20 protein-coding genes are annotated in these 19,694 nt (G+C 72.0%); 5 read left to right on the top strand and 15 right to left on the bottom strand.

Features of this window, described 5'->3' with window-relative positions; translation table 11 throughout:
* Positions 1–27: 27 nt before the first annotated feature.
* Positions 28–510 (bottom strand): Hsp20 family protein, encoded by a 483-nt coding sequence (locus MOTC310_RS21935; RefSeq protein WP_012318116.1) that lies wholly within the window; start codon positions 508–510, stop codon positions 28–30.
* A gap of 217 nt (positions 511–727) precedes the next feature.
* Here MOTC310_RS21935 and MOTC310_RS21930 point away from each other — a divergent pair, with 217 nt between their 5' ends.
* Complete coding sequence (locus MOTC310_RS21930) at positions 728–1,762, top strand: alpha/beta hydrolase (RefSeq protein ID WP_331291242.1); 1,035 nt, start codon at positions 728–730, stop codon at positions 1,760–1,762.
* A 4-nt stretch (positions 1,763–1,766) separates the two neighbouring features.
* Here the strand turns inward: MOTC310_RS21930 and MOTC310_RS21925 are convergent, their stop codons facing one another.
* The gene (locus tag MOTC310_RS21925) at positions 1,767–2,291 is read right to left on the bottom strand and encodes a SixA phosphatase family protein (protein ID WP_331303280.1); all 525 of its coding nucleotides are present in this window, start codon (positions 2,289–2,291) and stop codon (positions 1,767–1,769) included.
* Between the two features lie 211 nt (positions 2,292–2,502).
* On the opposite strand from MOTC310_RS21925, the gene MOTC310_RS21920 reads away from it, so the two are divergent.
* Complete coding sequence (locus MOTC310_RS21920; protein ID WP_331303279.1) at positions 2,503–3,426, top strand: class I fructose-bisphosphate aldolase; 924 nt, start codon at positions 2,503–2,505, stop codon at positions 3,424–3,426.
* A 14-nt stretch (positions 3,427–3,440) separates the two neighbouring features.
* Here MOTC310_RS21920 and MOTC310_RS21915 read toward each other — a convergent pair whose 3' ends face one another.
* The 4 genes from MOTC310_RS21915 to MOTC310_RS21900 all read right to left on the bottom strand — a co-directional run bounded on the left by MOTC310_RS21915 (position 3,441) and on the right by MOTC310_RS21900 (position 9,313).
* Entirely contained in the window at positions 3,441–4,361 is a 921-nt protein-coding gene (locus MOTC310_RS21915) for an NAD-dependent epimerase/dehydratase family protein (RefSeq protein WP_331303278.1), read from the bottom strand.
* The gene (locus MOTC310_RS21910) at positions 4,358–5,431 is read right to left on the bottom strand and encodes an MraY family glycosyltransferase (protein WP_331303277.1); all 1,074 of its coding nucleotides are present in this window, start codon (positions 5,429–5,431) and stop codon (positions 4,358–4,360) included. The genes MOTC310_RS21915 and MOTC310_RS21910 overlap by 4 nt, the downstream gene beginning before the upstream one ends.
* A gap of 42 nt (positions 5,432–5,473) precedes the next feature.
* On the bottom strand, positions 5,474–7,159 hold the full coding sequence (locus MOTC310_RS21905) for a methyl-accepting chemotaxis protein (protein ID WP_331303276.1): 1,686 nt from the start codon (positions 7,157–7,159) through the stop codon (positions 5,474–5,476).
* Positions 7,160–7,270: 111 nt separating this feature from the next.
* The gene (locus tag MOTC310_RS21900; protein ID WP_331303275.1) at positions 7,271–9,313 is read right to left on the bottom strand and encodes a protein meaA; all 2,043 of its coding nucleotides are present in this window, start codon (positions 9,311–9,313) and stop codon (positions 7,271–7,273) included.
* 602 nt (positions 9,314–9,915) lie between these two features.
* Here MOTC310_RS21900 and ccrA point away from each other — a divergent pair.
* Together ccrA and MOTC310_RS21890 are read left to right on the top strand one after the other, a co-directional pair.
* Entirely contained in the window at positions 9,916–11,202 is a 1,287-nt protein-coding gene (ccrA, locus tag MOTC310_RS21895; RefSeq protein WP_331303274.1) for a crotonyl-CoA carboxylase/reductase, read from the top strand.
* A gap of 170 nt (positions 11,203–11,372) precedes the next feature.
* A complete protein-coding gene (locus tag MOTC310_RS21890) occupies positions 11,373–11,672 on the top strand; it encodes an alkylphosphonate utilization protein (RefSeq protein ID WP_331291232.1) in 300 nt (99 codons plus the stop codon).
* A 54-nt stretch (positions 11,673–11,726) separates the two neighbouring features.
* Here MOTC310_RS21890 and MOTC310_RS21885 read toward each other — a convergent pair whose 3' ends face one another.
* The 8 genes from MOTC310_RS21885 to MOTC310_RS21845 all read right to left on the bottom strand — a co-directional run bounded on the left by MOTC310_RS21885 (position 11,727) and on the right by MOTC310_RS21845 (position 18,538).
* Entirely contained in the window at positions 11,727–11,903 is a 177-nt protein-coding gene (locus tag MOTC310_RS21885; protein ID WP_331291230.1) for a hypothetical protein, read from the bottom strand.
* Between the two features lie 869 nt (positions 11,904–12,772).
* Positions 12,773–12,928 (bottom strand): hypothetical protein, encoded by a 156-nt coding sequence (locus MOTC310_RS21875; RefSeq protein ID WP_007563230.1) that lies wholly within the window; start codon positions 12,926–12,928, stop codon positions 12,773–12,775.
* Between the two features lie 122 nt (positions 12,929–13,050).
* Complete coding sequence (locus tag MOTC310_RS21870; protein ID WP_331303273.1) at positions 13,051–14,100, bottom strand: cysteine synthase A; 1,050 nt, start codon at positions 14,098–14,100, stop codon at positions 13,051–13,053.
* A 39-nt stretch (positions 14,101–14,139) separates the two neighbouring features.
* A complete protein-coding gene (locus MOTC310_RS21865) occupies positions 14,140–15,123 on the bottom strand; it encodes a sulfate/molybdate ABC transporter ATP-binding protein (RefSeq protein WP_419539131.1) in 984 nt (327 codons plus the stop codon).
* Positions 15,124–15,193: 70 nt separating this feature from the next.
* Positions 15,194–16,075 (bottom strand): sulfate ABC transporter permease subunit CysW, encoded by an 882-nt coding sequence (cysW, locus tag MOTC310_RS21860; protein ID WP_331303272.1) that lies wholly within the window; start codon positions 16,073–16,075, stop codon positions 15,194–15,196.
* The gene (gene cysT, locus MOTC310_RS21855; protein ID WP_331291223.1) at positions 16,068–16,922 is read right to left on the bottom strand and encodes a sulfate ABC transporter permease subunit CysT; all 855 of its coding nucleotides are present in this window, start codon (positions 16,920–16,922) and stop codon (positions 16,068–16,070) included. Before cysT ends, cysW begins: the two co-directional genes overlap by 8 nt.
* A 10-nt stretch (positions 16,923–16,932) precedes the next feature.
* Positions 16,933–17,943, bottom strand: coding sequence for a sulfate ABC transporter substrate-binding protein (locus MOTC310_RS21850; protein WP_331303271.1), 1,011 nt, complete (start codon positions 17,941–17,943; stop codon positions 16,933–16,935).
* A 409-nt stretch (positions 17,944–18,352) separates the two neighbouring features.
* Positions 18,353–18,538 carry a hypothetical protein gene (locus MOTC310_RS21845; protein ID WP_331291221.1) on the bottom strand — a complete coding sequence of 62 codons (186 nt, stop codon included), beginning with the start codon at positions 18,536–18,538 and terminating at the stop codon, positions 18,353–18,355.
* A 35-nt stretch (positions 18,539–18,573) separates the two neighbouring features.
* Between MOTC310_RS21845 and MOTC310_RS21840 the strand changes: the two genes are divergently transcribed.
* Positions 18,574–19,245, top strand: a complete 672-nt coding sequence (locus MOTC310_RS21840) for a formate dehydrogenase accessory protein FdhE domain-containing protein (RefSeq protein WP_331303270.1) — start codon at positions 18,574–18,576, stop codon at positions 19,243–19,245.
* Here the strand turns inward: MOTC310_RS21840 and MOTC310_RS21835 are convergent.
* Entirely contained in the window at positions 19,236–19,580 is a 345-nt protein-coding gene (locus MOTC310_RS21835) for a hypothetical protein (RefSeq protein ID WP_331303269.1), read from the bottom strand. The genes MOTC310_RS21840 and MOTC310_RS21835 overlap by 10 nt on opposite strands.
* Positions 19,581–19,694: the final 114 nt, after the last annotated feature.

Below are 19,694 nucleotides of genomic sequence, written 5' to 3'. Positions count from 1 at the left end.
GACCTGACGGTTCCGCGCGGGGCGGGATCAGGCGGCCTGCTGGACCGCGTCCTTGCGGACGTCGCCCTCGATCACCGGGGCGCTCGGGCGCGCCGCCGAGGCGATCTCGATGCGACGGGGCTTCTTCGCCTCCGGGACCTCGCGGACGAGGTCGATGTGGAGGAGGCCGTTTTCCAGCGCCGCGCCCGTCACCTGGACGTGGTCGGCGAGCTGGAACCGGCGCTCGAAGGCCCGGGCCGCGATGCCCTGGTGCAGGAACTCCGCCTTGCCCTCGGCCTTGCGCTCGCCCTTCAGCGTGAGCGCGTTCTCCCGCACCTCGATCGACAGGTCGGACTCCGTGAAGCCGGCGACCGCGACGGTGATGCGGTAGGCGTTCTCGCCGGTCCGCTCGATGTTGTAGGGCGGGTAGGTCGGGGCCGCCTCTGCGCTCGCGAACTGGTCGAGGGCGGAGAACAGGCGATCGAAGCCGACGGTGGAACGGTACAGGGGAGCGAGATCGAACTGACGCATGACATATCCTCGTCTGAGCAACATGCAATTCCGGTCCGCCCGATGGGCCGGACCCGTCTCTCGTGCCGCCTGACGGCCGGCACAGACGAGATATCGGAGGGGGAAAATCGGGCTTCAAGACCCCCGGCGATGGCGGGAAACGAGATTTTTTCGCTACGGTCGGACAGGGCATCGGAGCGTGCGTCGGACGATGCGCGGAGGCGCTGAGGTGAGGCCAGTGAGACGCTTCGACGGTGACACCGGGCGCGAGCCGCCGCTCCTGACCCTGCGCAGCACGCCCGACAACCCGGTCCCGCCGGGCGGCACGCTGATCGCGGTCGGCACGCGCGACGACTGCACCCTGCGGGCGGCCTACTGGCAGACGACGGCGCGCACCTGCCGCGGCACGGTCTGCCTGCTCCAGGGCCGGGCCGAGTTCATCGAGAAGTACTACGAGACGATCCAAGAGCTGCGCGCCCGGGGGTTCGCGGTCGTGGCCTTCGACTGGCGCGGCCAGGGCGAATCGGACCGGCGGGTGGACGATCCGCACAAGGGTCACGTCGCCCGGTTCGACGAGTACCGCCTCGACCTGCGGGCGGTGGCCGAGACGATCCTGGTACCGCTGATGCCCGAGCCCCATGTCGGCCTCGCGCATTCCATGGGCGGGTGCGTCGCCCTCCTCGCGGCCCTCGACGGCGCGCTGCCGTTCCGGCGGCTGGTGACCCTGGCGCCGATGCTGTCGATCCGGATGATCCGCTGGCCGGCCGGCGCCGCGATCCTGTCGCGGGGCTTGCAGCGGCTCGGCCTCGGGAGCCGCTACATCCCGTTCGGCAAGCCGGTCTCGATCGCCACCAACCCCTACGCGGGCAACCGCCTGTCGCGCGACCCCGTCCGCTACGCCCGCAACGCCGCGGCGGCCCGGCAGGTCGGCGCCGGCGCGGTCGGCGACCCGACGATCGCGTGGCTCGCCGAGGCGTTCCGGGCGATGGCGCGGCTGCGCGACCCCCGGGCGGCGCCGCGGATCGGGCTGCCGACCCTGATCGTCGCGGCGGGCGCCGACCCGGTCTGCGGCACGGCGGATACCGAGCGCTTCGCCGCCCGGCTGAAGGCCGGCCATATCCTGGTCCTGCCGGATTCCCGGCACGAGATCCTGACCGAGCGCGACGCGATCCGGCAGGATTTCTGGGCGGCCTTCGAGGCCTTCGTGCCGGGCTCGCCCCTGCCGACCCAGGCGGAGGTCGAGGCGCACGCGGTCGCGGTACCGGTCGCCTGAGGCGTCAGCCGCCGAGCTCCGGGTCGATGTCCCTGGGGCGCAGGTACCGGTCGAGGCGCCCCCGGCCCGGCGCGATCTCCGCCCAGCGGTCGCCGTCGAAATCGATCACCGCGCAGGCCGCCGTCGGGAATTCCAGGGCCAGCCGGTCCCGGGCCGCCCGCGGCCCCGACCCCGCGAGCGCCGCCGCGAGGTCGCCGAGGCCCGGATTGTGGCCGACCACGATCAGCGTGGCGGCGGAATCGGGCGCCTGCCGGATCACCGCGAGGATCCGATCCGCCGGCGCCTCGTAGATCTCGGAGTGCCAGCGCGTCTCGGGGCTGCCGAGCGCGGCCTCCATCGCCGCCCAGGTCTCGCGGGTTCGCGCCGCGGTGGAGACCAGGGCGAGGTCCGGGTGCAGGCCCTCCCGCGCGAGGTGGGCGCCCACCGCCGGGGCGGCCCGTTTCCCGCGGTCGTTGAGCGGGCGCTCGTGGTCGGCGACGCCCGGCGGACGGTCCGACTTGGCGTGGCGCAGCAGGATCAGCCTGCGCATGAGCGAACCTCTGACGCGTGTCGTGGGCCGGCCTCGGGACTTCCGGTTCCGGCGCGCGCGGCCGACCGGGCGGCGCCCGCCCCGACCGGTTAGCCGAAAGCGCCGCGTGCGGGAACCGCGGCTTTGCCCTCGCCGTTCCGACCGCGAGCCGTCCGCGCACGATCCGCGGCCCGATCCGCGGCGCGACGGTCTCTGGCCAGGAGGCTGCCCGATGGACCGATCCCCCCGCGTCACCGAGATCCTGTCGTGGTACGGGGCCGACAGCCCCGGAACCCTCACCAACCTCGCCCGGATGCTGGAGCACGGCACGCTCGGCGGCACCGGCAGGATGCTGATCCTGCCCGTCGACCAGGGCTTCGAGCACGGCCCCGCCCGCAGCTTCGGCCCGAACCCGCCGGCCTACGACCCGCACTACCATTTCGAGCTGGCCCTCGCGGCGGGGTGCAACGCCTACGCGGCGCCGCTCGGCTTCCTGGAGGCGGGCGCGCGCGACTATGCCGGGCGCATCCCGCTGATCCTGAAGCTCAACGACCACGACCTCCTGGCCGACGAGGAGGATCCCGAGCAGGCGATCACCGGCTCGGTGGCGGACGCCCTGCGGCTCGGCGCCTGCGCCGTCGGCTTCACGATCTACCCGGGCTCCGCCCACCGCAACGCCATGTACGGCCAGATCCGCGAGATCGCCGAGGAGGCCAAGAGCGTCGGCCTCGCCGTGGTGATCTGGTCCTACGCCCGCGGCTCGGCCCTGTCGAAGGAGGGCGAGACCGCCATCGACGTGATCGGCTACGCGGCCCAGATCGCCGCGCAGCTCGGCGCCCACATCATCAAGGTGAAGCTGCCCACCGCGCATATCGAGCAGCCGGCGGCCAGGAAGGTCTACGAGTCGACCGGCATCCCGATCGGCACGGCGGCCGAGCGCGTCCGCCACGTGGTGCAATGCGCTTTCAACGGGCGGCGGATCGTGATCTTCTCCGGCGGGGCCCATGCCGAGGAGGCGACGTTCCTCGACGAGATCCGCGCCATCCAGGCGGGCGGCGGGTTCGGCTCGATCGTCGGCCGCAACGCCTTCCAGCGCTCGAAGGCGGACGCCCTGTCGCTGCTCGGCAAGATCACCGACATCTACGCCGGCCGCTGAGCGCAGCCCCGCCTTCAGCCGCCGTCGCGGGCCAGCCGGGCGAGCCCGTCGCGGGTCGACCCGGCCGGCCGCCAGCCGAGGGATGCGAGCCCGTCGGCGCGGGCGACGAGCCCCTCGGCGACGCGGGCGAACTGCGCGTCCCGGCCGGTCATCCGGCAGGCCAGCCGGATGAGCCCGGCCGGGACCGGGACGAGGCCCGGGCCGCGGCCGAGGCCCTGGCGGAGGGAGGCGATCATCTCGGGCAGGCTGAGCGAGTCCGGGTCGGCCGCGACGAGGGCGCGGTTCAGGGGGCCGGGCGCCGCCAGCACCGCGTCCACGGCGCCCGACAGGCTGTCCAGCGAGATCAGGGAGCGCCGCGCCGCGAGGCCGCCCAGCGGCAGCGGGTAGGGGCTGCGGGCGAGCCGCAGCAGCGCGGCCATGTTGCCCTTCACCCCCGCCCCGTAGACGAGGACGGGGCGCAGCGCGACCCAGTCCAGGCCGGTCTCGGCGAGCGCCCGCTCGGCCTCTAGCTTGGAGCGGCCGTAGGCGTCGGTGGGCCGGGGCGAGTCGCTCTCCCCGACCACGCCCGGCGCGCTCGCCCCGACCTGGGCGCGGATCGACGACAGGAACACGAAGCGGCGCACCCTCGCGCGCGCCGCGGCCTCCGCGAGCCGGCGCGTCGCCTCGGTGTTGAGCGTGCGATAGTCGTCCTCCGGTGCCCCCGACATGGCATGGGCGAGGCCGGCTGAGTGCACCACCGCGTCGACGCCGCTGAGCGCCGCCGCCATGTTGATCGGGCGGGTCAGGTCGCCGACGACCGCGCTCGCGGCGCCCTCCGGCACGGTGGTCGGCCGGCGCAGCAGCACGCGGACCCGGTAGCCGCGCGCGGTGAGGTCGGCGAGCAGGTGGCGGCCGATGAAGCCGGTCGCCCCGGTGAGCGCGATGAGTCCGGTCACGGCTGGGCGGCACCTTCGGCTGGAGCCGGCGCCGGGGCGCGGGCGAAGCGGCGGAGCAGGGCGGCGACCAGGGCGAGCCCGGCAGCCGACGCGCCGAGCGTGACCGGCCAGGACGGCCAAAGCAAGGTCGCCGCGGCGAGCGAAGCCAGGGCGAGATTGGCCGCGAACACACGGCCCACCACGCCGGGGACGCCGAGCCCGTTGACGGTCGCCCGCTGGTAGTAGTGCCCGCGATGGGCCTCCCAGACCCGCTCGCCGCGCGCCGCCCTTGCGGCGAGGGTCAGGCTGGCATCGGCGAGGTAGACGAGCGGCAGCAGCAGGGCGGCGGCGAGGCCGCCCGCCAGGGCCAGCTGCCACAGCAGCCACGCGGTGACGAGCCCGATCGGCAGCGAGCCGACATCCCCGAGGAAGAGCTTGGCGACCGGCCGGTTGAACGGCGCGAAGCCGAGCACCGCGCCCAGGAGGCTCGCCGCCACCAGCGTCGGCAGCGGCGGCAGGCGCCCGGCGAGGCCGAGCAGCAGGAGCGCGCCCGCCACCGGGACGATCTCCGCCACCGTCATCCAGTCGAGCCCGTCCATGAAGTTCGTCAGGTTGACGAACCACAGGCCCGCCAGCAGCGCGAGGCCCCGCTCCAGCCAGAGCGGCAGGGCGGGGACCAGCCGCCCGTCGAGGTGCCAGACCAGCAGGCCCACCACGATCGCCTGCACGGCGAGCCGCAGGGCGGCCGGCAGCGGCCGGACGTCGTCCACGGCCCCGAGGACCGCCAGGGCCAGGGCGCCGCCGGCGAGCCAGATCCAGTCCGGCCGGCCGCCGATCTCCGGCGCCGCGATCAGCAGGCCCGAGATCGTCACCAGCGCCGTGACCACGGCGATCCCGCCCCCCTGCGGGGTCGGCACGGTGTGGCTGGAGCGGGCGTTCGGCCGGGCCAGGGCGTAGCGCTGCAGCAGCGGGCGCAGGCGCAGGATCAGGCCCGCCGAGAGCGCTGCGGCGAGGGGCACCGCCAGGAGCAGGATCGCGGTCAGGGCGGACGGGAAGGCGGACGAGAGGGCGGACGGCGTGTCGGGCGGCATGGCGCCGTCCTACGCGATCCGCCGCCCGACCGTCAGGGGGAGCTACGCCGCCCGCACCGTGGCGAGGAAGCGCGCGACCTCGGCCCCGAGATGCTCGGACTGGCGCGACATCTCGCTCGCGGCCCCGAGCACCTGGGCCGCGGCGGCGCCGGTCTCCTCGGCGGAGTGGGCGAGGCTCGCGATGGTCCCGGTGACCGCGCCGGTGCCGGCGGCCGCCTCGGCGACGTTGCGGACGATCTCCTGGGTGGCCGCGCCCTGCTGCTCCACGGCGGCCGCGATGCTGGCGGCCACGCCGTCGATCTCGCGGATGCGCCGACCGATCCCGTCGATCGCCGACGCGGCCTGCCCGGTGGAGGACTGGATCCGCCCGATCTGGCCGGTGATCTCCTCGGTGGCCCGGGCGGTCTGCTCGGCGAGCGCCTTCACCTCCGAGGCCACCACCGCGAAGCCGCGGCCCGCGGCGCCGGCGCGCGCCGCCTCGATCGTGGCGTTGAGCGCCAGCAGGTTGGTCTGGGCGGCGATCCCGGAGATGAGCGCCACCACGTCGCCGACCTTCGCGGCCGCGCCGCTCAGGTCCTGGACCAGCGCCACCGTGTTGGTCGCCTCCGCGACGGCCACCCGCGCGAGCTCCGCCGAGCCGCTGACCTGCCGGCCGATCTCCTGCACGGAAGAGCCCAGCTCCTCGGCGGCGGCCGCGACGGTGTTGACGTTGGCGGCGGCGTCGCTCGCCGCGGCCGCGACGGTGCCGGACTGACCGGCCGCGTCGGCGGCGCTGCCGGTCAGGGACCGGGCGGTGGCCTCCAGCTCGGTGGCCGCCGCCGAGACGCCGCCGACGATGCCGCCGACCGCCTGCTCGAAGGCGTCGGCCATGGCCCGGGTCGCGGCGCGGCGCTGCGTCTCGGCGTCGGCGCGGGCGAGCGCCGTCTCCGCCTCGAGGGCGCGCGAGCGGACGAGGTTGTCGCGGAACACCACCACGGAGCCGGCCAGGGCCCCGATCTCGTCGCGGCGCTCCTGCCCAGGGATCGCCACCTCCGCGTCGCCCGCGGCGAGGCGCTGCGTCACGGCGGCGATCTTCCGGAGAGGCCCGCTGACGCCGCGGGTCACGAGCACGAAGGCCCCGATCGCCACCAGCAGAGCGAGGCCGGCGAGTGCCAGCACGTTCCGCTGGGCGGACGCGTAGGTGTCCGCGATCAGCGTGCCGCTCGCCTGAGATCCGTCGCTGTTCAGGGCGACGAGCTTCTCCCAGTCGGCCATGATGGCCCCGATGCTCTGCGACATGGTCGTGTTGTAGATCCGCTGCCCGCCGGCGACGTCGCCCGCGGCCGCCTTGGCCACCGCCTCCCGCTGCTGCTCGGCGTAGGTGGCCACGTGCTGCCGGAAGGCCGCGTAGGCCTCGCGCTCGGGCCGGGTCAGCGGCAGGGCCTCGTACCGGGCGTACTGGGCCGCGAGCAGCGCGTCGCGCTTGGCGATCTGATCCGACACCTCGGCCCGCAGCTCGGGCGTGTCGGCGGTGATCAGGCGGACGGCGTTGACCCGCTGCCGCATGAAGTTGATGCCGATCCGACCGAGCGCGTCGGTGGCCGGGATGCGCGTGTCGCGCAGCTGCGCGGCGGAGGATTCGATCCGGCCCAGCTCGGCCAGAGAAAGGCCGCTCGTCGCGGCGATCAGAACCACCAGGGCTGCGAGACACAGGCCGAGCTTGGCCGCGATGGAGATACCGGCGCGCATAGGTATTGGTCCCCGATCCCGTGTTTGGGATCGGAGCCCATGCTTGTCCGACAAACGTTAAAGTAGTTTGGATCCTGCCCGGGGGCGCGCGCTCAGGGCAGGTTCGGTCCGCTAGTAGACCTGGGCCTCCGCGCGCGGCTGGTCCGCCGGGCCGTCGCGTCGCTCCAGGCCCTTCTCCACCACCTTGGCGAGCCCGACCATGATCTGGTCGATGGCGTAGTCCTTGGGCGTGTAGACGGCGCGCACGCCCATGTTCCTGAGGACCAGCTCGTCCTCGGGCGAGATGATGCCGCCGACCACCACCGGGATGTGGTCGAGCCCGGCCTCGCGCATCTTGGCGCGGACCTCCCGCACCAGCGGCACGTGGGAACCGGACAGGATCGACAGCCCGACCACGTGGGCGCCGGTCTCCTTGGCCTTGGCGACGATCTCGGCCGGGGTCTGGCGGATGCCGTCGTAGGTGACGTCGAAGCCGACGTCCCGGGCGCGGAGCGCGATCTGCTCGGCGCCGTTGGAATGGCCGTCGAGGCCCGGCTTGCCGACCACGAGCTTCGGCGTCTCGCCCAGCCGCTCGCCGAGATCGGCGATCAGGAGCTTGGCCTCCTCGGCCGCGCCGGCGGAGACGGTCTCGACGGTGACGCCGGTGGGCGCCCGGTACTCGCCGAACACCGCGCGCAGGCGCGCGCCCCACTCGCCGGTGGTGACCCCGGCCTTCGCGGCCTCGATCGAGGGCGGCATGATGTTGGCGCCGGAGCGCGCCGCCTGCTCCAGGGCGTCGAGGGCCTGTTCCACGGCCCGCTCGTCGCGGCGGCCGCGCCACTCGCGGATCCGGCTCTGCGCCTCCATCTCGACGGTCTCGGAGACGGAGAAGATCGCCCCCTCCCCGGCGGTGAGCGGCGACGGCTCGCCCTGCTGCCACTTGTTGACGCCGACCACGATCTGCTCGCCGGCCTCGATGGCCGAGATCCGGCGCGCGTTCGACTCAACCAGCGCGCGCTTGAGCGCGCCGGTCTCCACCGCCGCGACCGCGCCGCCGATGCCGCCGATCCGCTCCAGCTCGACGCGGGTCTGCGCCTTCAGCTCCTCGACCTTGGCCTCGATCACGTGGCTGCCGTCGAAGATGTCGTCGTACTCCAGCAGGTCGGTCTCGAAGGCCAGGATCTGCTGCATGCGCATGGACCATTGCTGGTCCCAGGGCCGCGGCAGGCCGAGCGCCTCGTTCCAGGCCGGGAGCTGCACCGCCCGGGCGCGGGCGCGCTTGGACAGCGTCACCGCCAGCATCTCGATCAGGATGCGGTGGACGTTGTTCTCGGGCTGCTGCTCCGTCAGGCCGAGCGAATTGACCTGCACGCCGTACCGAAAAATGCGCTTCTTCGGGTCGTCGATGCCGTAGCGCTCCCGGGCGATCTCGTCCCAGAGCTCCGAGAACGCCCGCATCTTGCAGATCTCGGTGACGAACCGCAGGCCCGCGTTCACGAAGAACGAGATTCGGCCGAAGACGTCGGAAAAGCTCTCGGCGTCGAACTCGGGGTCGTCCCGCACGGTGTCGAGCACCGCGATGGCGATGGCGAGCGCGTAGGAGAGCTCCTGGACCGGCGTCGCCCCCGCCTCCTGCAGGTGGTAGGAGCAGACGTTCATCGGGTTCCACTTCGGCACGTTCTTGGTCGTGAACAGGATCACGTCCTTGGTGAGCCGGAGCGACGGCGCGGGCGGGAACACGTAGGTGCCGCGCGACAGGTACTCCTTGATGATGTCGTTCTGGGTCGTGCCCTGGAGGGCGGCGATCGGCGCGCCCTGCTCCTCGGCCACCGCGAGGTAGAGCGCCAGCAGCCACGGGGCCGTGGCGTTGATCGTCATCGAGGTGTTCATCTGGGCGAGCGGGATGTCCTGGAACAGGGTCCGCATGTCGCCGAGATGCGCGATCGAGACGCCGACCTTGCCGACCTCGCCGCGGGACAGTTCGTGGTCGGGGTCGTAGCCGGTCTGGGTCGGCAGATCGAAGGCGACCGACAGGCCGGTCTGGCCCTTGGCGAGGTTGCCCCGATAGAGCTTGTTCGATTCCGCCGCGGTCGAGTGCCCCGCATAGGTGCGGATGATCCAGGGCTTATCGCGGCTCGACTTGTCGCTCCTGGTCTCGGCGACGCTCGCGCCCATTCCTCGCCTCCGTGTGATCTTTGTATCCGCGCGGGGCGCGGCCTTGCGGTCACCGTAGCGAAGGCTTGAGCACGCGTCATCCGGGACGGAAGTGCAAGACGCCCGCCCCGGCCTCCGCGGCTCATGAAAAAACTTGCCTGGGGGAACAGCAGGATTTGAGGCCGCCGCGGGCCCCGTACTTCCTCGAACCCCCGGCGCGGCGGGTCCGGGTTACGGTCCCGAGCCGCGTCCACAGTGCTGGTATAAAGTCCACCTGATCTGTTCTTGGCGGGACTTGCCACTGTTCAGGCGCGAGAGAGCACGTCAGGCCAAGGACTTAGAGCTGCATGTGCTCGCGGTTCGCGTGGGAGCAGCACAGGCCCGGCGCGACGGCGCCGGGCAAGGTCTCGGGGCCGGGGCGGCCAAGGCCACCGCCGAATAATACTTGGTCTGCCGGAAAGCCGATTTTGAATACGTGGCTGCCCGCCCTGTGCAGGCGCGTTTTTCATGTCGGAAACCGTCGGCTTTCGACTTTCGGCCCACTTGGACGCCTCCGGCATCGCCGCTATAGCGCGATGGAGAACCGCGGCCGTGAGAAACACGCGGGACGAGAGGAGAGCGAGATGGCGGCGAGCGCTGCGATCAGTCCGACGGGCGGGGAGGTCAAGGACCTCTACGAGATGGGTGAAATCCCGCCGCTGGGTCATGTGCCGGCCAAGATGTACGCCTGGGCGATCCGGCGCGAGCGGCACGGACCCCCGGAACAGTCCCACCAGCTCGAAGTGCTGCCGGTCTGGGAGATCGGCGACGACGAGGTGCTGGTCTACGTCATGGCGGCGGGCGTCAACTACAACGGCGTCTGGGCCGGTCTCGGCGAGCCGATCTCGCCGTTCGACGTGCACAAGGGCGAGTACCACATCGCGGGTTCCGACGCCTCCGGCATCGTCTGGAAGGTCGGCTCCAAGGTGAAGCGCTGGAAGGTCGGCGACGAGGTCATCGTCCACTGCAACCGGGACGACGGCGACGACGAGGAGTGCAACGGCGGCGACCCGATGCTCTCGCCCTCGCAGCGCATCTGGGGCTACGAGACCGGCGACGGCTCCTTCGCACAGTTCTGCCGGGTCCAGTCCCGCCAGCTCATGACGCGGCCCAAGCACCTGACCTGGGAGGAGGCCGCCTGCTACACGCTGACGCTCGCCACCGCCTACCGCATGCTGTTCGGCCACGCTCCGCACACGGTGAAGCCGGGCCAGAACGTGCTGATCTGGGGTGCCTCCGGCGGCCTCGGCGTGTTCGGCGTGCAGCTCTGCGCGGCCTCCGGCGCCAACGCGATCGCGGTGATCTCGGACGAGTCGAAGCGCGAATACGTGATGAGCCTCGGCGCCAAGGGCGTCATCAACCGCAAGGACTTCGACTGCTGGGGGCAGCTCCCGAAGGTGAACAGCCCCGAGTTCCACGCCTGGACCAAGGAGGCGCGGAAGTTCGGCAAGGCGATCTGGGACATCACCGGCAAGCAGGATGTCGACATCGTGTTCGAGCATCCCGGCGAGGCGACCTTCCCGGTCTCGGCGCTGGTGGTGAAGCGCGGCGGCATGGTGGTGTTCTGCGCCGGCACGACCGGCTTCAACATCACCTTCGACGCCCGCTACGTCTGGATGCGGCAGAAGCGCATCCAGGGCTCGCACTTCGCCCACCTCAAGCAGGCCTCGGCGGCGAACCAGTTCGTGCTCGACCAGCGGATCGACCCGTGCATGAGCGAGGTCTTCCCCTGGGACAAGATCCCCCAGGCCCACACCAAGATGTGGAAGAACCAGCACCCGCCGGGCAACATGGCCTGCCTGGTCAACTCCCCGCGCGCCGGGCTGCGCACGGTCGAGGACGTGATCGAGGCCGGCCCGCTGAAGCGGTAAGGCGATCCGTCGGGCCGGCCCCGCCGCTCTCGCGCGGGGCCGGCCCGATCGGCTAAGCTCGCGGCGTCCCGCGCCGACTCGGCGGCCGGTTCGGTGTGCCGGGACGCGCGGATGACGGGCCCACGCGATCCTGACAGGACCCGGCCCCGATCCGAACAGGGGGCACGGATTTGAGCGGCGACGACGAGGCTTACGTCTACGACGAGGCGACGGGCGAGTGGCTCCCGCCCGGGTCCGCGGCCACGCCCCCCGAGGCGACGGCCGTCCGCGACGCGGCCGGCAACGTCCTGGCCGACGGCGATTCGGTCACGCTGATCAAGGACCTCAAGGTCAGGGGCGCGAACCAGACCCTGAAGCAGGGCACGGTCATCCGGTCGATCCGGCTCACGGACGATCCGGAGGAGATCGACTGCCGCCACGACACCATCAAGGGCTTGGTCCTGCGCACCGAGTTCGTGCGCAAGCGCTGAACGGCCGGTCCGGTCGGGGCCGCGTGCTGCCGGTGCGACCCCGATCCGCGCGCGCTACTTCCGCCGCGTCTCGTCCTGCGGCAGGTGGCGGCCGTAGGCCTCCTGCTTCTCCGCGCGCTCCTGGATCAGGTCGGCGTAGGCCTGCCGCATCTCCGGCGACACGCTGATGCTCTTGCCCTTGGCGGCCTTGCGCTTGGGCGCCTTCTTGAAGGTGTTGCTCGTGTCGCTCATGCCGGGCCCCGCGTCGAACCGTGGCGGCATCGCGTGGCCGGACGACCGATCCGGGAGCCGGCCGCCGCCCAGGGCCGGACCTCCGCCCTGTAGCGCATCGCGGTGCCGGACGCACGGTGGCCGGGGCCGGATTGATCTGGCCTGTCGCGGCGGCTTCTGCCAGGGTCGGCCGACGAGGGTCGGAGGGCGGGCATGGATTCGGGTGACGCGTCGCGGTGTCGGGTCCTGGGCGCCCCGCGCGGCCGCGCCCGGCGCGCGACAGCCCTCGCCATCCTGATCGCCCTCGGCTCCGGGCCGGATCAGGCCCAGGCTCAGGAGCGACCGGCCCCCGCTCGGGCCGCGCCGAGACCCGTGCCGGCGCCCGGGGTGCCGGCCGATCCGGCCTTCGAGGCCGTGAAGGCGAGCTTCGAGGCCCTGCCGGAGGCCGACCGCAAGGCGGTTCAGGACGCCCTGGTCTGGACCGGCGACTTCAACGCCGTGGTGTCGGGAGCCTTCGGCCGCCGGACCTTCGAGGCGCTCAACGCCCACTACACGACCGGAACGCTGAAGGCCGAGGGCTCCTCGATCACCGAGGGGATCGGCCAGGGGCGCATCACGAAGAACCTCGAGGGCTTCACCCCNCGGCGCGCCTGCCGGTCGTGCCGGCGCGGGCGATCACCGCTTTCCTCTCCGCCCAGGGGCTGTCCGCCCAAGGCCTCGCCGCGGCGCCGCAGCGCGGTGGCGGGCCCGGCGCGGTCGCGCCGGCCGTGGTCGGGATCACCTGCCGCTAGGGTGCGCGCCGCGGGTCGGATCCCCTGTCGCACGTCCGGGACCTGCTTCCGTCCAGGACCTGAGCGGACGACGCGCCCGCTCAGGCGACGGGCTTCGGGTCAGAGCCGCCCGGTGACCAGCAGCACGATCAGCACGATCAGCAGGATGCCGCCCAGGCCGAAACCGGGGCCGCGATACGCGCCGCCGCCGAGGAAGCCGCCGCCGCCGAAGGCTAGGATGATCAGGATGATGAGCAGGATGGTGACGAGGGACATCGGTCGCGTTCTCCGGACGGTCGCGCTGGTGCGAGCGTGACCGTTCAAACGCTGCGACATTCCGTTCCGTTCAACGCCAAGCTACGCTTTTGTGAGGAAAATTCCGGATGACATCCCGGGTCTCAGGCGTGCCAGCTCGGTAGCGCCTCCTCCGGCGCGCCGAGCCAGCCCGGCACGGGCAGGCCGCGCTCGGTGAGGAAGGCCGGGTTGAACAGCTTCGAGGCGTAGCGCGCCGCCCCGTCGCACAGGATCGTCACGACGGTGTGGCCGGGCCCGAGGTCCCGGGCCAGCCGGATCGCCCCGGCGACGTTGATGCCCGACGAGCCGCCCAGCGACAGGCCCTCCTCCCGCATCAGCCCGAAGACGATGTCGAGGGCCTCGCGGTCCGGGATCCGGAAGGCGCGATCGGGGGTGAAGCCCTCGAGGTTCTTCGTGATGCGCCCCTGGCCGATCCCCTCGGTGATCGAGGAGCCCTCGGCCTTCAGCGTTCCGGTCGTGTAGTGGGCGTAGAGGGCCGAGCCCTCCGGGTCCGACAGCGCGATCCGCACCTGCGGGTTCCGGGCGCGCAGGGCCTCGGCGGTGCCGGCCAGCGTGCCGCCGGTGCCGGCCGCGCAGACGAAGCCGTCGACCCGGCCGCCGGTCTGCGCCCAGATCTCCGGGCCGGTACCGTCCACATGCGCCTGCCGGTTGGCGACGTTGTCGAACTGGTCGGCGAAGAAGGCGCCCGCCGGCTCGGTGGCGGCGAGTTTGTCCGCCAGCCGCCTGGCCACGTGGACGTAGTTGTTCGGGTTGGCGAAGGGCACGGCCGGGACCTCGACCAGCCGGGCGCCCGCGAGCCGCAGGGTCTGCTTCTTCTCCTCGGACTGGGTGACCGGGATGACGATCAGCGTCCGGTAGCCACGCACCGAGGCCACCAGGGCGAGGCCGATGCCGGTGTTGCCGGCGGTGCCCTCCACGATCGTGCCGCCCGGCCGGATCAGGCCCTTCGCCTCCGCGTCCCGCACGATGGAGAGCGCGGCGCGATCCTTCACCGACAGGCCGGGATTGAGGAATTCCGCCTTGCCGTAGATGGCGCAGCCGGTCTCCTCGGAGGCGCGGCGCAGGCGGATCAGCGGCGTCTGGCCGATGGCGGCCAGGACGTCGGGGGCGGTTTCGCGACTCGGTACGGTCATGGTCGGCAGCCTAGGATGCCGCGCAGCCGCTGGCGAGCCTCACGCGAACACGTGCCCGCCGTTGATCCGCAGGCCGACCGGGTGCCCGGCCGGGTGGCGGATCCCGTCGAAATCCTCCACCGCGAAGACCCGCCCCTCGGGGTCGGCCACCTCGATGCGCTGGCGGCCCTGCGTCCGGTACGAGCTGCGCACGGTGCCGGACAGGTGCGCGGAGTCGGGCTCGGCGAGCTGCAGCTGCCACGGCCGCACGTAGAGCTTGACCGGGCCGAACAGGCTGGCGGGCGCCGCCACCGGCGTTTCCCGCCCCCGGACCAGCACCCGCCCGCCCTCGGCGATCGCCTCCACCTCGACGGAATCGCCGAGGAACTTCATCACCGTGGCCGAGGCCGGGTTTTCCTGCACCTCGTCCGGGGTGCCGACCTGCTCCAGGCGGCCGCGGTCGAGCACGGCCACGCGGTCGGACAGCTCCAGCGCCTCGTCCTGGTCGTGGGTGACGAAGATCGTGGTCTGGCCGGTGCGGTCGTGGATCTCGCGCAGCCAGCGGCGCAGGTCCTTGCGGACCTGGGCGTCCAGCGCCCCGAACGGCTCGTCGAGCAGCAGCACCCGCGGCTCGACCGCGAGGGCGCGGGCGAGCGCGACGCGCTGGCGCTGGCCGCCGGAGAGCTGCGACGGGTAGCGGTCGCCGAAGCCCGAGAGCCGGATGAGGTCCAGCAGGTCGCCGACCCGGCGCTTGATCTCGGCCCTGGCGGGCCGGTCGGCGCGGCGGCGCGCGTTCAGCCCGTAGGCGATGTTGTCGGCGACCGACATGTGCTTGAACAGGGCGTAGTGCTGGAACACGAAGCCCACCGCCCGCTCCTGCACGGGCAGGCCGGTGGCGTCGTCGCCCCCGAACAGGATCCGGCCCCGGTCCGGCGCGTCGAGCCCGGCGATGATCCGCAAAAGCGTCGTCTTGCCGGACCCCGAGGGGCCCAGCAGCCCGATCAGCTCGCCCGCCCGCACGTCCAGCGACAGGTCGTGCAGCACGGCGGCCGTGTCGAAGGTCTTCGAGACGTTCTCGACCCGGATCGCCGTGGAGACCCGGTCCAAGGGGCCGTCAGTGAGCCCGGCCGTGCGCGAGTGCGCCTGCGAAGCGCCATTCGAGGACGGATTTGAGGACGAGGGTGATGAGGGCAAGGACGGCGAGGAGCGAAGCGACGGCGAACGCGGCGACGAAGTTGTACTCATTGTAGAGGATCTCCACGTGGAGTGGGATGGTGTTGGTCAGGCCGCGGATGTGGCCCGACACCACCGACACCGCGCCGAACTCGCCCATCGCCCGGGCATTGCAGAGGAGCACGCTGTAGAGCAGGCCCCAGCGGATATTGGGCAGCGTCACCGTCCGGAACGCGTGCAGGCCCGAGGCGCCCAGCGTCAGCGCCGCCTCCTCCTCGGCGGTGCCCTGCTCCTGCATCAGCGGGATCAGCTCGCGGGCGACGAACGGGAAGGTGACGAACACCGTCGCCAGCACGATCCCCGGCAGCGCGAACAGGATCTGGATGCCGTGATCGATGAGCCAGGAGCCGAACAGGCCCTGGGACCCGAACAGCAGCACGTAGATCATCCCCGAGACCACCGGCGAGACCGAGAACGGCAGGTCGATCAGGGTGATCAGCAGCGACTTGCCGGGAAACTCGAACTTGGCGATGGCCCAGGAGGCGGCGAGCCCGAACACCACGTTGAAGGGCACCGCGATCGCCGCCACGGTCAGCGTCAGGCGGATCGCGCTCCACGCATCGGGCTCCCGGAAGGCGTCCAGGAAGGCGTCGATCCCCTTCGAGAAGGCCTGGATGAACACCGCGAACAGCGGCAGCACCAGGAACAGGGCCAGGAAGGCCACCGCGATCCCGATCAGGACTGCGCGCACGCCGGCCCCCTCGGAGGCGACCGGGGCCGGCTTGGCGGCGGGGACGAAGGCGGGCGAGAAGATCTCAGACATAGCCGAACCGCCTCCGTGACCAGGCCTGGATCAGGTTGATGGCGAGCAGCGTCAGGAACGAGATCCCGAGCATGATCGTGGCGATCGCCGCGGCGCCGCCGTAGTCGAACTCGGACAGCTTGATGACGATCAGGAGCGGCGCGATCTCCGACACGTAAGGCAGGTTGCCGGCGATGAAGATGATCGAGCCGTACTCGCCGACGCCCCGGGCGAAGGCGAGGGCGAAGCCCGTAAGCACCGCCGGGATCAGCGGCGGCAGCACGACCCGGGTGAGCGTCCCGAACCGCGTCGCCCCGAGGGTGGCCGAGGCCTCCTCGACCTCCTTGTCGATCTCGGCGATCAGCGGCTGCACGGTCCTCACCGCGAAGGGCAGGCCGATGAACACCATGGCGATGAAGATGCCGACCGGCGTGTAGGCCGCCTGGATGCCGAGGCGCGCCAGCGGCGCGCCGAGCAGCCCGTCCGGCGCGTAGAGCGAGGCGAGCGCGATGCCGGCGACCGCGGTCGGCAGCGCGAAGGGCAGGTCGACCGCCGCGTCTACGAGCTTCCGGCCCGGAAAGCGGTAGCGGGTCAGCACCCAGGCCACCAGGAAGCCGAAGACCGAGGCGACGAGCGCCGCGATGGCCGAGACGCCGAAGCTGATCCGCAGGGCGCTCGCCACGCGCGGGTCGGTGGCGACCTCCCAGATGCCCGACAGGCCGAGCCCCGAGGCTTTCACCACCAGCCCTGCCAGCGGCAGCAGGACGATCAGACCGAGGCAGGTCAGCGTGTAGCCGAAGCTGATCCCGAAGCCCGGGATCACGCTCGGCCGTCGGAATGTCCAACGGGGGCGGGGCGTCTCGACCATGGCGCGAGTCTCAGCGGCCGGCCCGGCTCAGACGGTCGAACAGGCCGCCGGCYTCGAAGTTCCGCTTCTGGATCTCGTCCCAGGAGCCCTGGAGATCCTCGATCTTGAACAGCTTGATGTCGGGCAGCTGCGCGAGGTCGGCCGGCGCCGCGGCCTCACGCTTGATCGGCCGGTAATGGTGCTTGGCGAAGATCGCCTGGGCGCGGTCGGTGTAGAGGAAGTCGAGATAGGCCTGGGCCGCCTTGGTGGTGCCCTTCCGCTCGGCGTTGACCGCCACGAGCGCCACCGGCGGCTCGGCGTAGATCGAGGTCGGCGGCGAGACGATGTCGAACTTGTCGGCGCCGAACTCCTGGAGCACGAGGTACGCCTCGTTCTCCCAGGTCGGCAGCACGTCGCCGAGGCCGCGCTGCGCGAAGGTCACCGTCGAGCCGCGGGCGCCGGTATCGAGCACCGGCACGTTCTTGTAGACCTGCCCGACGAAGGCGTCGGCCTTCGCGGCGTCCTTGTCCTTCCCGTAGGCGTAGCCCCAGGCGGCGAGGAAGTTCCAGCGCCCGCCCGCCGAGGTCTTCGGGTTCGGGGTGATCACCTTCACGTCGGGCTTGATCAGGTCGTCCCAGTCCTTGACGCCCTTCGGGTTGCCCTTGCGGACCAGGAAGACCACCGTCGAGGTGTAGGGCGTCGCCGTGTTCGGCAGCTTGCTGCGCCAATCCTCCGGGATCTTGCGGGTGAGCTTGGCGATGGCGTCGATATCGGACGGGATGCCGAGGGTGACCACGTCGGCGTCGACGCCGTCGATCACCGTGCGCGCCTGCGCGCCCGAGCCGCCGTGCGAGGCCCGCACCGTGATGGCCTCGCCGGTCTTGGCCTTCCAGTCCGCCGCGAAGGCAGCGTTGATCTCGCGGTAGAGCTCGCGGGTCGGATCGTACGAGACGTTGAGGAGCGCGGTCTCGGCCGCCGCCGGCGGCGCGCAGGCCAGCAGGCCGGCTCCGGCCAGAAGCGAGAGCCCGATAGCCCGGGCCATCCGAGCCCGACCTGAAGCGTTCTTCATCACGTCCGATCCCCCAGCCATCCGCGGTTGCGATGCAGGGGACAAGCGTCCCCGGGACACCCGAAATCGTTCGTTTTACCGAACGAAGTCAAGCCTCGGATGCGGACCCGCGCGATGCCGTAGCGTGATCAGGATCGATGATCGTGTCGGAAATGCAAGACAAATCAGAGCAGTAGCCGGGCAGAACGCATGGATCTTCTCCCGATCGCTTGCCCAGGAGAAGAATCGCTGCGCGGAATTGGGTTTCTCAGAACGAACAATCTTATGTGTTCTGGCGCACATAGGGCGGCGTTCCGCCCGCCGCTCGCGCGTCGCCGGCGGCGCGCCGGCACCGCGTCCCGCAAGGTGGTGGCCCGGGGTTTCCGAGGGGCGGCGATCGATCTCAGCGCTTCGGCTGGTTGAGCCGGGCGATCAGGGCCTCCAGCCGCGGGTCGACCGGGGCCGAGAGGGTGTCGGTGAAGAGCGTGCGCAGATTCTGGCCGAGATGGCGCCGGATGTCGGGGCTGAGCGGCGGCGCGTCGACGGTCCGCTCGGTCTCGGATGGGCGCTCGGGATGCGGCTTCGACATGACCGGGAGATCCTCGCACCTGTGGGCCAGCACGGTTGCAAGGTTTGGTTAAGGAGCCGTCACCGGCGCCGCTGCGGGTCCGCCTCGCCGAGCGGGCCGCGCGCCTCGACACCGAGGCGCTGAAGCCCGTCGCGGACGGCGTCTGCCCGTGCTGCGGCGGGGCGCCCGCGGCGCGCGTCGTGGTCGCCTGGACCCCCGCCGACAAGGTCCGGTACCTGAGCTGCTCGCTCTGCGGCACGTACTGGAACCACGTCCGGATCCGCTGCACCGCCTGCGGCGACGGCGACGGCGTCAGCTATTACGGTCTCGACGAGGTCTCGAAGGACGTCCAGGTCGAGACCTGCACGACCTGCCACAGCTACATCAAGCACCTGCACCAGGACCGGGCGCCAGCCCTCGACCCGGTGGCGGACGACATCGCCTCCTGCGGCCTCGATCTGACGATCGCCGAGGAGGGCTTCCGGCGCGCCGGGCTGAACCTGCTGATCGTGATCTCGCCAGGCTTCCGCATCTCCGTTCCGGGCGGCGGCCCCTGCGCGGTGCTGCGCACGGGCTCGCGCCCTCCCGCGAGACCGGCGCCATCACAGCTCGGGATGAGGGCGCGGGTCGGCGACGCTTGGAGGACCGGACAGATTCATCCCGCCCAGCGAACGTGGCCGATCCCGCCCATTCCGGATGAGGAGCGGCCGCGCGCCGCTCAGCGGTAGCCGTAGCGGCTCTTGGCGGCGGCGAGCAGGTGGAGGGCCTCGCCCGACTTGCCGGCCGAGCATTCCGCGGCGGCCTGGGCGAGGTCGGCGTTGAAGCGGTCGCCCACCGGCTTGTTGAGATTGCCGGTGGCCACGTCGCTGTCGACGATCGCCTTGGTGCGCGCGATCTCCGGACCGCAGCCGCTACCCGTGGGCAGGGCCAGCGGGGCCGGGACGACCGGCGCGGGCTCCATGACGGCGGGCGTGGCGCGCTGCTGGCAGGCGCCCAGCGCCGCGACGGCGAGGGCGGCGAGGCTGAGACGCATCGGAAGACGGGACGCGGGCACGGCGATCATCCTGTTGGGGCGCGGGGGGCTGCGCCGCCGAGGTTCTGAGCCGAGCTTGGCAGTGGGTCAATCGCCCCGGCCACATGCCGTGGGGGTGCGGAACGCGGGGCGGAAGTTCCCGGG

It is taken from the genome of Methylobacterium oryzae (assembly GCF_036441375.1).
Classification (GTDB): domain Bacteria; phylum Pseudomonadota; class Alphaproteobacteria; order Rhizobiales; family Beijerinckiaceae; genus Methylobacterium; species Methylobacterium oryzae_A.
Note: the sequence above shows the minus strand (reverse complement) of the source record. Positions and strands in the feature narration are given on the sequence as shown.